Origin of the sequence: Pradoshia sp., from assembly GCF_051873915.1 — a bacterium.
Classification (GTDB): Bacteria; Bacillota; Bacilli; order Bacillales; family Pradoshiaceae; genus Pradoshia.
Window position 1 is genome coordinate 16,408 of sequence record NZ_JBJEFJ010000168.1, and the last position, 14,741, is coordinate 31,148.

Sequence of the window (14,741 nt, forward strand, 5' to 3'; positions counted from 1 at the left end):
TGCCAATTAAAGGTGTTGGATTATCAGTATGAAACAGATGAAGAGGGCTTTGTCCTGTCTGTTGAACAGACTGAAATAGTAAGTGAGCGTATTCCGAAAGGGGTGTTTGAGGCGGAAATTATGAAAGCTTGCTCTGACTTTGTTTCCTTCTGTGAGAAAGCTCAATTGCCTGTAAATAAAGATGAATTGGCGGATATTAAGAGATATTGTTTAAGAGCGGTGAATGAAATGAGAGGCGGGATGTAGATTGAAGAATGAAGCAGATATCCTTAAAGTCATTCAACAAGACCGTTGGATGATGGAGACCTTGGAAGCAGCCCAATCTTTGCATAAATCAGATTGGTCGATTTGTGCCGGTTTTGTCCGTACAAAGGTATGGGATGTCTTACATGGGTATACAAAGAGAACGCCGCTTCCAGATATAGACTTTATCTACTTCGATGAGAGCGAGACAGATGAGAGAGTGGAAAAGGTTTTAGAGCGGAAGTTAGAGAGGCTCCTGCCGGGCAGGCCGTGGTCCGTCAAGAATGAAGCAAGGATGCATATGGTCAATCAGATTCCTCCGTATACTTCAACTAGTGATGCTATCTCTAAATTCCCCGAAACGGCAAGTGCAGTCGGCGTAAAGCTGGATGAACATGGAGATCTTCAATTATGTGCACCATGAGGCGTGCATGACCTCCTTGCGATGAAGATACGGCCGACTCCGTTTTTTACAGAGACAGCCGAGCGGCTGGATCTATATGAAAAGAGAATAGCGATAAAGAACTGGCTGAAGAAGTGGCCGCTCGTTGAGAAGAATTGAATGGTGTACATACAAAAAAAGTGGAGAAATCATAATTGATTTCTCCACTTTTGCTATTTCTTTAAGCAATTGGACCGCCTTTAATGACGATATTTGTGTCGATATGATCAAATGACAAGAAATTCTCACGGAACTTGGCTGCAAGCTCATGAGCTTTCTTATAGTAGGCCTCTTGATCTGCCCATGTTTTATTTGGCTGCAATACGACATCGGGTACGCCAGGGACATGAAGCGGGATATGTAGGCCGAATACACTGTCTTGAACGGTTTCAACATTGCTTAGTTCACCCTCAAGGGCTGCCTGTACCATCAAGCGGGTGTATGAGAGCTTCATACGGCTGCCTGTGCCATATTCGCCGCCTGTCCATCCTGTATTGACCAAGTATACCTGGACATTATGCTCCTCGATGTTCTTGCCAAGCATCTCCGCATAGCGGGTAGGCTGAAGCGGAAGGAATGGTGAACCGAAACAGGTTGAGAAGGTTGCCTCTGGTGCAGTAATGCCGCGTTCTGTTCCAGCTAGTTTGCTCGTGTAGCCGCTCAAGAAATGATACATGGCTTGTTCCTTTGTCAGCTTGCTGATAGGAGGCAGCACACCGAATGCATCAGCTGTCAAAAAGATAATGGTTGTCGGGTGCCCAGCCACACTTGGTTTGACGATGTTGTCGATGGCATCGATTGGGTAAGCAGCCCGTGTGTTTTCCGTTAAGAAACCATTGTCATAGTCAGCAATGCGAGTCTTATCATCAACCATTACATTCTCAAGGACAGAACCGAATCGAATGGCATCGAAGATTTGCGGCTCTTTCTCATGAGATAAGTTTATGCACTTTGCATAGCAGCCCCCTTCGATATTAAAGACACCGCTTGGAGACCAGCCGTGTTCATCATCACCAATCAAGCGGCGGCTCGGATCTGCTGATAAGGTTGTCTTGCCTGTACCGGAAAGACCAAAGAATAGGGCAACATCCCCTTCCTGTCCAACATTGGCTGAACAGTGCATGGAGAATACGTCTTTCTCAGGAAGCAAGTAGTTCATGATGGAAAAGACGGATTTCTTCATTTCCCCGGCATATTCTGTACCGCCGATTAAGACGACTTTCTTCTCGAATGAAACGATAATGAAGGTTTCGGATCTCGTACCGTCAACTTTCGGGTCTGCCTTAAATCCAGGCGCACAAATAATCGTGAATTCTGAGCTATGGGTTTTTAGTTCTTCCGCTGTCGGGCGGATGAACAGCTGATGTACAAACAGATTATGCCAAGCATATTCATTGATTACTTGGATAGGTAAGCGGTATTCTTTATCTGCACCTGCGTAGCCATTAAAGACGAAAAGTTCATCCTGCTTATTCAAGTAGCTGATGACCTTCTCATACAGGTTCGCGAATGCTTCCTCCGAGATGGGTTTATTTACGCTTCCCCAGTCAATTTTATCCTTTGAGGAAGCTTCCTCGACAATATATTTATCTTTTGGAGATCGACCGGTATACTTGCCTGTTTCTGCCTTGATAGCACCAGTGGATGTCAAAATCCCTTCATTTCGTGCTAATACTTTCTCAACCAATTGAGGAACGGATAACTGGATGTGCATATTCTCATTAGATAGCAGTTGCTTCAACTCATTGGACATTTCAACATGGCTCATAAGAAATCATCCTCTTCCAATTAATGTATTTGTCTCTTGTATGAAAAATAGTATAACATATTTGTGTAAATTAAACATACTAATTAACGATTAGATAAATAAAAAATATTAAACAACCGTTCCACATCCTTAGCTGCTGCTCACTTCCTTAGCCATACAGGATTGATTCGGCTTTTAATATTTCCTATTACTAATATTGTTAACTTGTTCACAATATATTATATCAATTTATTCATAAAATTGCGACAGTTGAGGGGCTTTGAAACCCATACAAATATATCCTGCACATATATTGACAGTTCATAGTATAGTAAGTTAAGATTTAACTTTGAAACGGATACTCTTATCAAGACTCGGTGGAGGGAACAAAGCTCTATGAAGCCGGGGCAACCTGCAGTTTGAACCGCTATTAGGTTCACGCAAAGGTGCTAACTTGATGCAAGGCTAATAGAAGCCTTGAACGATGAGAGTGAAAGGCGAATTTCGTGAGATATAGACCTTTCCTCTTTAGGAAGGTCTTTTTTTGTGCATTCAGGACATGACTAAAGATAATGAGTAACCGTATAGATAAGTACTTAAGGAGGAGTTTTATTATGTCGACTAAGAGACATTTGTTTACATCTGAATCTGTAACTGAAGGGCATCCAGATAAGATTTGTGACCAAATTTCAGATTCCATTCTAGATGAAATCCTTGCGCAGGATCCAAATGCGCGTGTAGCTTGTGAGACTTCTGTTACGACAGGCCTTGTCCTTGTTGCAGGAGAAATTACGACTTCCACCTATGTGGATATTCCGAAAATCGTTCGTGAAACGATTAAAGGAATTGGGTATACAAGAGCGAAGTACGGTTTTGATGCAGAGACCTGTGCTGTCTTGACGTCCATTGATGAGCAGTCAGCAGATATTGCTCAAGGGGTAGACCAGGCGCTTGAATCTCGAGAAGGAACGATGACAGACGAAGAAATCGAAGCAATCGGTGCTGGTGACCAAGGCCTGATGTTTGGGTTTGCCTGCAATGAAACAGAGGAATTAATGCCTCTACCAATCTCACTTGCCCACCAATTATCAAGAAGATTGACAGAAGTACGTAAGCAGGAAATCCTGCCATACCTTCGTCCTGATGGAAAAACTCAAGTAACTGTAGAATACGATGAGAATGATAAACCTGTTCGTGTTGATACAATTGTTATTTCAACTCAGCATGACCCGGAAACAACCCTTGAACAAATTCAGGCGGATTTAAAAGAGCATGTAATCAAGTCAGTTGTTCCGGCTCATTTAATTGATGAAGCGACAAAATACTTCATCAATCCAACAGGCCGCTTCGTGATTGGCGGACCTCAAGGAGATGCTGGATTAACTGGTCGAAAAATCATCGTTGATACGTATGGCGGTTATGCGCGTCATGGCGGTGGTGCTTTCTCCGGCAAGGATGCGACAAAGGTAGACCGTTCTGCTGCCTATGCTGCCAGATATGTAGCGAAGAACATCGTGGCAGCCGGTCTCGCTGAAAAGGCTGAAGTTCAATTGGCTTATGCGATTGGAGTAGCTCAGCCTGTATCCATTGCGGTGAATACTTTTGAAACTGGCAAGGTTGATGAAGATAAGCTGGTTGAATTAATCCGTGCAAACTTTGACCTTCGTCCAGCTGGTATCATCAAAATGCTTGATCTGCGCCGTCCAATTTATAAACAAACAGCTGCTTACGGCCATTTTGGACGCAATGACCTGGATCTTCCATGGGAGAAAACAGATAAAGCAGAAGTACTTCGTACACAAGCTTCCATATAATGAAAAAACCTTAGGGCATACATGCCCTAAGGTTTTTTTAATAGTCTTTATGCGACAAATGACATACTAATGTTACATATTTTTCTAAAAATACCGGTAAATAATTCGTAGGATTCGACATATTTTGCGCAAAAAGTCTGATAGTATAGATTGGTGCAATTATAAAAAATATTTATTATAAAGCGAGGTTTTTTTCGTAATGTGCGGTTTTGTTGGGTGTGTTCTAGATAAATGTCAAGATGCTCTCGTATCTGATTGTTTAAAGGAAATGAACAATCTTATTTACCATAGAGGACCAGATGATGAAGGTTTTTATGTTGATGAATATATTCAATTAGGCTTTCGCCGTTTAAGTATTATTGACCTGGAAAGCGGTCACCAGCCACTTTCTTTTGAGAATGAACGGTATTGGATCGTTTTCAATGGTGAAATTTATAACTATTTGGAGCTAAGAGAGGAGCTTTCCCTTAAAGGGTTGGAATTCAAGACGAATTCTGATACGGAGGCTATCCTTGGTGCATATGCGTATTATGGAGAAGCGGCTGTTAAGAAGCTGCGCGGGATGTTCGGGTTCGTCATTTGGGACAAAAAGGAGAAATCCATCTTTGCAGCACGCGATCCGTTTGGAATCAAGCCGTTCTTCTATAAAGAGGAAGAAGACAGATTATTCTTTGCCTCTGAGAAGAAGAGCATCGTATTGGCTTCTGGTGATGAAGAGGTTAATTTGGATGCATTGCAGCATTATTTAACTTATCAATTCGTGCCTGAGCCGGAAACAATGACAGATGGCATCAAGAAGCTGCTCCCAGGACATTATCTAAAGAAATCAATCGGGGGACCAATTGAAATCGGTCAATATTGGAAGGCGTCCTTTTCACCAGTTCTGAAGTCAGAGCAGGATTGGACAGAGGAGATTCGTGAAGTAATGATTGACAGTGTACAGAAGCATATGCGCTCAGATGTGCCTGTCGGTTCATTCCTTTCCGGAGGAATTGATTCTTCTATAATTGCTTCTATCGCAAAGAAATTCCATCCAAATATTAAGACGTTCTCTGTCGGCTTTGAGCATGAAGGATTCAGTGAGATCGATGTGGCAAAAGAAACAGCCGATAAATTGGGCGTAGAAAACATTAGCTACATCATTTCGCCGGAGGAATATATGCAGGAACTGCCGAAGATTATGTGGCATGCTGATGATCCGCTTGCTGACCCGGCATGTGTACCACTTTATTTCGTTTCAAGGGAAGCGAGAAAGCATGTGAAGGTCGTGCTGTCTGGGGAAGGAGCGGATGAATTATTTGGCGGTTATAATATTTACCGCGAACCGCAATCTCTTGAGGTATTCACGAAAATGCCTGCAGTCTTAACCCGTTCCTTAAAACGAATTGCGGCTATTCTTCCTGAAGGGGTTAAAGGAAAGAGCTTCATTGAACGTGGCTGTACACCAATGGAAGAACGCTATATCGGCAATGCGAAAATGTTCGTGGAGGATGAAAAGAAAGAGCTGTACAAACCATACCATGGCGGGTTGGATTATAAGACCATTACTGCACCATTCTATCGTGACGCAGCAGGGTATGAGGATGTCAGCAAGATGCAATACATTGATATTCATACATGGCTCAGAGGGGACATTTTGTTAAAGGCTGATCGGATGACGATGGCACATTCTCTTGAGCTGCGTGTACCATTCCTTGATAAGGAAGTATTTGAGGTGGCATCTAAGATTCCATCTGATATGAAGACAAGTCATGGCACAACTAAGTACATTCTGCGCAAAGCCGTGGAAGGAATTGTTCCTGACCATGTCCTCACAAGAAAGAAACTAGGTTTCCCTGTTCCAATTCGTCATTGGCTGAAGGATGAGATGTATGATTGGGCTGTGAACATTATTCTGGAAAGTGACACGGACCATTTATTCCATAAGGATGTCATTCTCCGTTTGCTTGATGACCATGTAAAAGGAAAGGCCGATAATAGCCGCAAGATTTGGACAGTACTTGTGTTCATGATCTGGTATGGAATCTTTATCGAAAAAAAGTACTCTTTTCAAACAATGACTGAAGATTTAGTAACGACACATTAATAGGGATGTAATAATCCTGGGGCATCCGCTTCCGTTGCGGATGCCTATTCTTTATGAATGGATGATACCGTTTTCAAAAAAATATTTAATGGAAAATGAAACCAAAATGATTCTTATACAGTAAAATAATTGATAGGTACTAAGTAATTATCTTTCCATACATACAAGAACAAACATATGAACTATTCAGGCTGGTCATTAAATAGATGTAGAGAAATGAGGTTGTCATGTTCCTCTGGCAGGACAAATTGGAACACCCTAATATGATAATGAACATAAAAAATGGGTATACAATAAGATGTATCCCATTCTATATTGGTTTATTGATTTGGTTGGATTGGTTGTATACTGGCATAATAACGGCCTTTCTCAGCATACTCTCGATAGATTCGGTCCATATCCTTTATGTCCTCGTCTGTTAACGGGCGGATTATTTTAGCTGGGCGGCCGAACGCAAGGGTATTTGGCGGGATTTTCTTGCCCTGCGGGACAAGACTGCCGGCACCGATGAAAGCACCTTCGCCAATTTCAGCGCCATCGAGAATGATGGAGCCCATTCCTATTAAGGCTTTCTTCTTTACATGGCAGCTATGAAGGATGCACTGATGTCCGACTGTGACATCATCCTCAAGAATCAACGGATTATTAGGGCTTTGATGCAGGACAGAATTGTCCTGAACATTGACATTGTCGCCGATGATTACGGGGGCGACATCGCCTCGAATAACCGTATTAAACCAAATGCTTGAGTTCTTGCCAATCGTAACGTCACCGGTTATGACAGCATAGTCAGCTATATAGGCTGATTTATGTAAGGAAGGGATTTTATCTTTATATTGATATAATTTCATTTCATAACCTCCGTATTCTATTGTAAAATAGATAGTTAATGAAAGTGTACATATAAAAAAATGATGTGTAAATATATTTACGTATAATCAAACTGGAGGAGTGCATCTATGAAAAAATGGGAAACCGAGGGGAAGGCTAACGGGGTAATTGTCATTGTCCATGGGGCAATGGAGCATTCCGGAAGATACACTTGGCTTGTCCAAAAGTGGCTGTCAGCTGGATACCATGTTATAAATGGAGACCTGCCTGGACAAGGGATGACTTCAAGAGCAAACCGCGGCCATATTAATTCGTTTGAAGAATATATCGATACCGTAGAGACGTGGGTGAATGAAGCCTATACATTCGGACTGCCTGTCTTTATGCTTGGCCACAGCATGGGTGGTTTGGTTGTGATTAAAATGCTTCAATCGAGAGAATTTAATCTTGCAGGCGTTATCCTGTCATCCCCTTGCTTCGGAACATTGATTAATCCGCCTAAGATGCTGGATACCATTTCCCATGTCATGAATCTTGTGTATCCATCTTATCGGAGAGGTACGGGGATTACCATTGACATGGCTACGCGCAATAAGGAAGTCATTGAGTTTGACTTAAATGATTCTCTTTATGTGACGAGTGTGTCCATTAGATGGTATCGTGAACTGGTAAAGGCGATGAAGGATGCCTTTGATTTTGATGAGGATTTTCCGGATATTCCATTACTGGTCATGCAGGCGGGAGATGACAAAATTGTTGACCGCAATATGGTAAGGGAATGGTTCAATTATTTCCCTGCCTCTGAGAAGCATTATAAAGAGTGGCCAAAGCTGTACCATGAGATATTTAATGAACCAGAGCGGGAGGACGTATTCCAATACGCCAAGAGCTTTGTGGAAGCCCGCCTCCGTAATATTGGGTATATCATTTAAGGAGATGGAGAATGTTGAGGCTGCCTGCAACTGAATTCGGTTTAGCGAAATTGGTTTTTAAAGATATCTTTCCAATCGTTCACCGTGAATTGGACTATTGGGAAGAAAGAGCGAAGTCAATTCCTAATGAGGAGCTCCGCATCCAGGCGACGGCGAGTATTGCCCATAAGACCTTTCATTGTGAAGGCGGGTCAATACTCGCTTTAATTGCTGGGGAAGACAGGGCTCAGGTAATTCGATTTATTGTTGCTTACCAGACAATCAGTGATTATCTTGATAATTTATGTGACCGCAGTACCTCATTAGACCCGGAGGATTTTTCTCTGTTGCACGAATCCATGCAGCATGCGCTCAACCCAACAGCGGAGCTTAAGAATTATTATGAGCGGCGAGAGGATCAAAATGACGGCGGATATTTATCCGATCTGGTAAAGACATGCCAGGAGGTTATGCAAACCTTGCCGTATTATAAGGAGATTCAGCCGTATTTATTCGAACTTTGCGGGTATTATTGTGATTTGCAAGTACATAAGCATGTTATATGGGAAGAAAGGGTACAAAGACTACAAGCCTGGTTCGAAGACAACAAACATCATTTGCCTGAAGGGATGACCTGGTATGAATTCAGCGCTTGTGCCGGCTCAACGCTCGGAATTTTCTGCCTTGTCTCCTATGGGGCGCGCGCATCATTTCGAGATGGTCTCGCGAAGAATGTCAGGAATGCTTATTTTCCCTATGTACAAGGACTTCATATCATGCTCGATTATTTCATTGACCAAGAAGAAGACCGGGTCGGTAATGATTTGAACTTCTGTTTTTATTATGAATCTGAGCAGAAGATGATAGAACGTTTATGCTTCTTTTTAGAACAGGCCAATCGGGACATCGAAAAGATTCCGGATGAACATTTTCATAAGATGGTGAATCAAGGATTGGTGGGCATTTATCTTGCTGATGGCAAAGTGGCCAAGCAGAAGGATGTCAAAGCACATGTTCATAAATTATTAAAACAAGGGGGATTTCGCTCCTATTTCTTTTATTGGAATTGTAAAATGTACTATGCCATGAGAAAAGTGTCGAAGTGAACAGGGTGAAGAACAATCCTTAAGGGAGGCTATCTATACCGATGTTAAAGCTCAGTGTTTTGGATCAATCACCACGGGCAGCTGGAGAACCGACAGAAAAGGCATTAAGCAATACAGTAGAGCTGGCAAGACTTGCTGATGAATTAGGCTATTCCCGCTTTTGGGTTTCGGAGCACCATGACAGCCTGGGGCTTGCAGGCTCCTCTCCTGAGATCTTAGCTGCATGGATAGCTGCACAGACAAAGCGTATTCGAGTTGGAACTGGCGGTGTAATGCTACCGCATTACAGCGCTTATAAGGTTGCAGAGAATTTCCGAGTGCTGTCTGGGCTTGCGCCTGGGCGAATAGACCTTGGTGTGGGACGAGCGCCCGGCGGCATGCCGAGGGCGACGAGGGCTTTGCAGGATGGACGTCCAATTCCGAGCAAGGATCGTTTTCCCGATCAAGTGGATGAACTATACTGGTATTTGCATGACCGTCTCCCGGATTCTCATCCGTATTATGGATTGACGGCTACCCCTGTCATTGGGGAGCATCCAGAGCTTTGGATGCTGGGCTCCAGTTCATCAAGCGCTGCTCTTGCTGCCTATAAAGGTCTTCCGTATAATTTTGCGTTATTTATTAACAGCGAATTTGCGGAAGAGAATATGCAGCATTATTTGAATCAATTCCAAGCATCTGAAACACTGTCACGTCCAGAAGGCATGGTCACGGTTTTTGCCGTATGTGCTCAAACGGACGAGGAGGCCGAGTATTTGGCTGGCTCGCTTGATCTATCCATGCTTTGGCTGGCTCAGGGGATTATGAGGGAAGGGACGCCTCATCCGGATGAGATTCTAGATCAGAGCTTTTCCATCTATGAACGGGAACGGATTATGTATAATCGGCGCCGTATGATTATTGGCTCTCCTCAGACAATCGGCAGGCATCTGGCCGAGCTTAGTGAGCGTTTTCACGTCAATGAAATTATGTTGACCACGATTACACATTCCTTCGAGGCAAAGAAAAAATCCTTTGAATTGATTGCAAAAGAGATAGGGTTGAACTTTCCTGATTAAGAATTGCGTATTGTCCTATGTTCCAGTAAAATGAAGAAAGAATAAAATAGCTGATTATTCCATAAAAGTGCCCTTTTCAAGGGAGAATAGGGAAACCGGTGAGACTCCGGTGCAGCCCCCGCTACTGTAATTGGCGAGTAATGCCGCCATAAGCCAGGAGACCTGCTTTTCATGGTTTTAGCACTTATTTTTCGGAGGGAAAAGTAGGCTTAAAGCATTCACAAGAGCACATGCGTGAATCCTTAGCTCATCCTTTGGGCTGAGGTTTTTTTATTGTCTGGCAATTAACTTACACCAAGGAAATGATGGAGTGGAAAAGATGAGCAGTAGAGAAGGAAAACATGGAGGAGTGCAGATGACTGCCCTTTACGCGGGCAGCATTTTGTTCATGGCGGCCGCGGTCATTTGGGGTCTTCTGAGTGGAAGTGCTGAATTGTCTGTAGGGGAGATTGTCGGCATTCTCCTCAAAAATATAACAGGGTATGAAGGATTCTTTGATGGTCAGAAAAATATCGAGATGATTATTTGGAATATTCGCTTGCCTCGCATTTTGCTGGCGTTATTGGTCGGTAGTGCCCTTGCCCTGGCAGGTGCGGCATTCCAAGGACTTTTGCAAAACCCGCTGGCTGATCCTTATACCATTGGTGTTTCATCAGGGGCCTCGGTTGGAGCGGTGATTGTCTTGTTCTTTCAGGTAGAAATTGCTTTCCTTGGATCCTATACATTGCCGCTAGTGGCAATTATATTCAGTTTCGCCTCTTTGTTTCTGGTCTTTGGAATCACGAAAGCGGCGAGCAGGACATATGCGAATGAAACAATCATTTTATCAGGCATTATCTTGAACTCCTTCATTGGCTCGGTCATATCGCTCATTATTGCTCTATCATCGGGAGACCAAATGCGAGAGGTCTTGAATTGGCTGATGGGCAGTGTGGCTTTAAAAAACTGGGGGCATATTGGTCTATTCTTTCCATTCTTTGCAGTTGGTTCAGCCGTGATTTTGTTCCATTACAGGGAGTTGAATGCACTCGCACTTGGTGATGAAGCAGCTCAATATGGAGGGATGAATGTGAGAAGGAAAAAGCTGACTCTCCTGATCAGCGCTGGACTCCTGACAGGAGCGGCCGTATCAGTATCTGGTGCGATTGGCTTTGTCGGCTTAGTCATCCCGCATCTTGTCCGTTTAGTTACGGGGGCTGACCATAAACACCTCATTCCGCTGTCAATGATGATTGGCGGAGGATATTTGGTTCTTGCCGACATGGTGGCAAGAACCATCGTCAGCCCGCAGGAATTGCCAATTGGCGTGATTACCGCCTTGATAGGGGCGCCTGTGTTTACTTATTTACTCATAAGAGAACGAATAAAAAGAAGGAAAATGGCATGTTAAAAGTATGTAGCGTAAGTGCAGGGTACCGGAAAGAACAGATGGTTCTTAACGATGTTTCTATGCAAGTGAAAAAGGGTGAATTCTATGCTTTATTAGGTCCGAATGGGAGTGGAAAAACCACCTTCATTAAAGCGATTTTGGACCCGAGGCATCTTAGTGTGAGCGGAAAGGTTGAGATTGCCGGGAAAAAGGCGCGTGACTATAGCACTGAGGAGCTGGCTCGGGTGACGGCTGTCTTGAGTCAGGAGCATACTGTGAGTTTGGATTTCACGGTTGAGCAGATTGTTCTGCTTGGGCGGTATCCGTATCAAGGCAGGGGCCTATTTAATACATACAAGAAAGAAGACCATATCATTGTGGAAGAATGCCTTGAGAAAACGAATTGCCTTGCCTTTAAGCATAAATATTTTCAAGATTTAAGCGGAGGGGAAAAGCAGCGTGTATTGCTTGCAAAGGCATTGGCTCAATCACCTAAGCTGCTGTTTTTGGATGAACCGACCAATCATCTTGATATTAAGCATTCGATTGAGCTGCTGGATTTATTGAAGGAGCTGCAGCTTAAGAATGGATTAACGATTGTGGCCATCCTGCATGATTTGAACCTTGCTTCGCTATACGCAGATCGGCTTGCTTTACTGAAGGGCGGTCAAAAGGTAGCGGAGGGGGAGGCAGGCCTTCTCTTAGATGAACCATTGCTGAAATCGGTATATGGGGTAGAGCTGATCAGCTCGCTTCACCCGGTAACGGGAAAGCCGCAAATCTCTTTCATCCCTGGATATGTGAAAGCATAAAATGGCTGGGACATAAAAACGAATGATACATTAAATGTTTACGAAACGAAATAGAAAAAGCCGAACGATTATTAATCGTGCTTAAAATGGCACTTTATAATTGTTCGGCTATTTAGTTACTGGAAACATTTTGTCCCAGTCACTTACCTTTTCTCAATTGCGACGATGAAAGGCGGATTATTCCTTTGATTTATGAATTTATATTCCAGAACATGGGCTGTGTCCTGGGGAAGGCTGCGGGCAAATCGAAGAATCTCATCACGTTCTATATCCCCGCCTGGATGCCCATGATAAATGACTAGGACGATGATCCCTTCAGGCTTCATCATCTCAAGCAGCTGCTCGACACTTGAGATGGTAGTCGGAGCAGTCGTGATGATTTCTTTGTCACCGCCAGGTAGATAGCCGAGATTGAAGATAGCTCCGGCTATTTCTGTTCCAGCAGGAATGAATGCCTTAACCTGTTCATGACCTGCATGGATCAAGGTTACATTTTTGGTCAGCTGTTTCTCTTCAAGCCGGCCTCTTGTCTGCTCTAAGGCAGATTCCTGGATGTCAAAGCTATATACATGACCATTCTCACCGACAAGCTGGGAGAGAAAGACCGTGTCATGACCGTTTCCCATAGTGCCGTCAACGACGACATCTCCAGGACCAGCTGCTTTTTCCAGTAGGTGGCGGGCATATGGAAGGATTCGGTCAAGCTTCATGTGTCGCCAATCCCCCATCACGAACAAAGAACTTGCCTTGGTAGCTGTTACGGCGTTTCAATTCCGCATCGATTGCATTCAAGACCTCCCATTTATTCACGCTCCACATCGGACCGACCATTAAATCAATTGGCCCGTCGCCGGTAATGCGGTGAATAATCATCTCTGGAGGCAGAATTTCGAGCTGATCGCAGACAAGGCTCACATATTCCTCAAATGAAAGGAATTGAAGCATGCCTTTCTCGTATTGTTTCACCATTGGTGTTCCTTTTAATAAATGCAAGAGGTGAATCTTAATTCCTTGCACATCAAGCTTCGCGACCTCACGAGCGGTTTCCATCATCATTTCCGGTGTCTCAAGAGGCAGTCCGTTGATGATATGGCTGCAGACGCGAATGCCGTGCTTGCGGAGCTTGTTGACTCCCTCGACATAGGTTGGATAGTCATGGGCGCGGTTAATGATGTTCGCTGTTTTCTCATGGACGGTTTGGAGTCCAAGCTCAAGCCAAAGATATGTGCGCTCATTCAGCTCCGCTAAATATTCAACAACATCATCCGGCAGGCAGTCAGGTCTTGTCGCAATGGACAACCCAACGACGCCTTCCTCATTCATCACCGTCTCGAATTTCTCGCGCAAGACATCAACTGGTGCATGTGTATTCGTATAAGCTTGGAAGTAAGCCATATATTTGCCGTCCTTCCATTTCTGATGCATCTTCCCCTTGATGTCGGCGAATTGCTTCTTCAAATCCTCCGCCCGGTTTCCGGCGAAGTCGCCTGAGCCTGCTGCACTGCAGAAGGTGCAGCCGCCAAAAGCGACTGTGCCGTCACGGTTTGGGCAATCAAAGCCGCCGTCTAATGCTATCTTGAAGACCTTATGGCCGAATTGGTTGCGTAAATGGTAATTCCATGTATGATAACGTTTATCGTCACTAGCATATGGAAAAGGGTTAGCCTGTTTCATATCTGTAAAACCCTCCTAATTGTTTTTTCACATAACCTACATTTTAACACGGGCATTTATACTTTCCAAATGAATTTGTTCATGTAACCGCGGTCAGCCGGACATAATAAGATTCGGGTGTACTTCTTAACCAATCCCAACCAAAAAGGAGTGGCGAGATGGCTACGCATAAATCCATGGATGAATGTTTAGGACGTTGTGAGAATACCCTTGAATACGCACAGCAGCAATATGAGGAATCGGCCAAACAGGAGCATTACAACACAGAGGGCTATACCGAAGCCCTTATGAGGCTTGAGGATTCATATAATGAGCTTACCGTCATGAAAAACAGTGCCAATGACCAGCAGCGAGATGAGCTTGATCGGATGAAAGTCCGTGTTCAGGATCTTCAGCATGCGATGGTTGTAAGAAGACGATAAGGAGGCTCTCCATTTATGAAGAAACGATCTAAACAGCATAACCCTGAGCAAAAAACACGCAACGGGATCAATAACCAGGACATCGAAGCAGGAGCCGACAACGACATTATAAAGAGGGCCAAGAAAATGAATGAGAAAAAAGGCCAGCCGGCGAAGGCAACCGTACACCCGAAAGCATACAAATAGGATACTGAAGGTACTCCTGATGAAAGAGCCGAATCGGTTA

Annotated in this window: 14 protein-coding genes, 1 pseudogene and 2 riboswitches; of the genes and pseudogenes, 11 read left to right on the forward strand and 4 right to left on the reverse strand. The window is 43.9% G+C overall.

Annotated elements, in window-relative coordinates:
- Positions 1 to 12 precede the first annotated feature (12 nt).
- Complete coding sequence (locus ACI35L_RS14775) at positions 13 to 246, forward strand: hypothetical protein (protein WP_439803186.1); 234 nt, start codon at positions 13 to 15, stop codon at positions 244 to 246.
- A gap of 52 nt (positions 247 to 298) precedes the next feature.
- Positions 299 to 805: pseudogene (locus tag ACI35L_RS14780) on the forward strand (nucleotidyltransferase family protein).
- A 61-nt stretch (positions 806 to 866) separates the two neighbouring features.
- On the opposite strand, the gene pckA reads toward ACI35L_RS14780, so the two are convergent.
- On the reverse strand, positions 867 to 2,438 hold the full coding sequence (pckA, locus tag ACI35L_RS14785; RefSeq protein WP_439803191.1) for a phosphoenolpyruvate carboxykinase (ATP): 1,572 nt from the start codon (positions 2,436 to 2,438) through the stop codon (positions 867 to 869).
- A 355-nt stretch (positions 2,439 to 2,793) separates the two neighbouring features.
- Positions 2,794 to 2,923, forward strand: a riboswitch (SAM riboswitch).
- 123 nt (positions 2,924 to 3,046) lie between these two features.
- Here pckA and metK point away from each other — a divergent pair.
- The gene (gene metK, locus ACI35L_RS14790; protein ID WP_049669805.1) at positions 3,047 to 4,246 is read left to right on the forward strand and encodes a methionine adenosyltransferase; all 1,200 of its coding nucleotides are present in this window, start codon (positions 3,047 to 3,049) and stop codon (positions 4,244 to 4,246) included.
- A 199-nt stretch (positions 4,247 to 4,445) separates the two neighbouring features.
- Positions 4,446 to 6,332, forward strand: coding sequence for an asparagine synthase (glutamine-hydrolyzing) (gene asnB, locus ACI35L_RS14795; protein WP_049669806.1), 1,887 nt, complete (start codon positions 4,446 to 4,448; stop codon positions 6,330 to 6,332).
- A gap of 320 nt (positions 6,333 to 6,652) precedes the next feature.
- Here asnB and ACI35L_RS14800 read toward each other — a convergent pair whose 3' ends face one another.
- Complete coding sequence (locus ACI35L_RS14800) at positions 6,653 to 7,183, reverse strand: gamma carbonic anhydrase (RefSeq protein WP_049669807.1); 531 nt, start codon at positions 7,181 to 7,183, stop codon at positions 6,653 to 6,655.
- A gap of 108 nt (positions 7,184 to 7,291) precedes the next feature.
- On the opposite strand from ACI35L_RS14800, the gene ACI35L_RS14805 reads away from it, so the two are divergent.
- The 5 genes from ACI35L_RS14805 (at position 7,292) to ACI35L_RS14825 (ending at position 12,419) form a co-directional block, all read left to right on the forward strand.
- The gene (locus ACI35L_RS14805; protein WP_049669808.1) at positions 7,292 to 8,095 is read left to right on the forward strand and encodes an alpha/beta hydrolase; all 804 of its coding nucleotides are present in this window, start codon (positions 7,292 to 7,294) and stop codon (positions 8,093 to 8,095) included.
- Between the two features lie 14 nt (positions 8,096 to 8,109).
- Positions 8,110 to 9,180: a tetraprenyl-beta-curcumene synthase family protein gene (locus tag ACI35L_RS14810; protein ID WP_439803192.1), complete on the forward strand. Its 1,071-nt coding sequence runs from the start codon at positions 8,110 to 8,112 to the stop codon at positions 9,178 to 9,180.
- 41 nt (positions 9,181 to 9,221) lie between these two features.
- Positions 9,222 to 10,238, forward strand: a complete 1,017-nt coding sequence (locus tag ACI35L_RS14815) for an LLM class flavin-dependent oxidoreductase (RefSeq protein WP_082197008.1) — start codon at positions 9,222 to 9,224, stop codon at positions 10,236 to 10,238.
- Between the two features lie 48 nt (positions 10,239 to 10,286).
- Positions 10,287 to 10,422: riboswitch (cobalamin riboswitch) on the forward strand.
- 135 nt (positions 10,423 to 10,557) lie between these two features.
- Entirely contained in the window at positions 10,558 to 11,628 is a 1,071-nt protein-coding gene (locus ACI35L_RS14820) for a FecCD family ABC transporter permease (protein ID WP_439803187.1), read from the forward strand.
- The gene (locus tag ACI35L_RS14825) at positions 11,622 to 12,419 is read left to right on the forward strand and encodes an ABC transporter ATP-binding protein (RefSeq protein WP_053103708.1); all 798 of its coding nucleotides are present in this window, start codon (positions 11,622 to 11,624) and stop codon (positions 12,417 to 12,419) included. The genes ACI35L_RS14820 and ACI35L_RS14825 overlap by 7 nt, the downstream gene beginning before the upstream one ends.
- Positions 12,420 to 12,562: 143 nt before the next feature.
- Here ACI35L_RS14825 and ACI35L_RS14830 read toward each other — a convergent pair whose 3' ends face one another.
- Both ACI35L_RS14830 and ACI35L_RS14835 read right to left on the reverse strand, forming a co-directional pair.
- A complete protein-coding gene (locus tag ACI35L_RS14830) occupies positions 12,563 to 13,129 on the reverse strand; it encodes a class I SAM-dependent methyltransferase (RefSeq protein WP_439803188.1) in 567 nt (188 codons plus the stop codon).
- Complete coding sequence (locus tag ACI35L_RS14835; RefSeq protein ID WP_049669812.1) at positions 13,119 to 14,093, reverse strand: TIGR01212 family radical SAM protein; 975 nt, start codon at positions 14,091 to 14,093, stop codon at positions 13,119 to 13,121. The genes ACI35L_RS14830 and ACI35L_RS14835 overlap by 11 nt, the downstream gene beginning before the upstream one ends.
- A gap of 158 nt (positions 14,094 to 14,251) precedes the next feature.
- On the opposite strand from ACI35L_RS14835, the gene ACI35L_RS14840 reads away from it, so the two are divergent.
- Together ACI35L_RS14840 and ACI35L_RS14845 are read left to right on the forward strand one after the other, a co-directional pair.
- Positions 14,252 to 14,515 (forward strand): YtzC family protein, encoded by a 264-nt coding sequence (locus ACI35L_RS14840; protein WP_439803189.1) that lies wholly within the window; start codon positions 14,252 to 14,254, stop codon positions 14,513 to 14,515.
- A 15-nt stretch (positions 14,516 to 14,530) separates the two neighbouring features.
- A complete protein-coding gene (locus tag ACI35L_RS14845) occupies positions 14,531 to 14,701 on the forward strand; it encodes a hypothetical protein (protein WP_049669814.1) in 171 nt (56 codons plus the stop codon).
- The last annotated feature ends 40 nt before the right edge of the window (positions 14,702 to 14,741 follow it).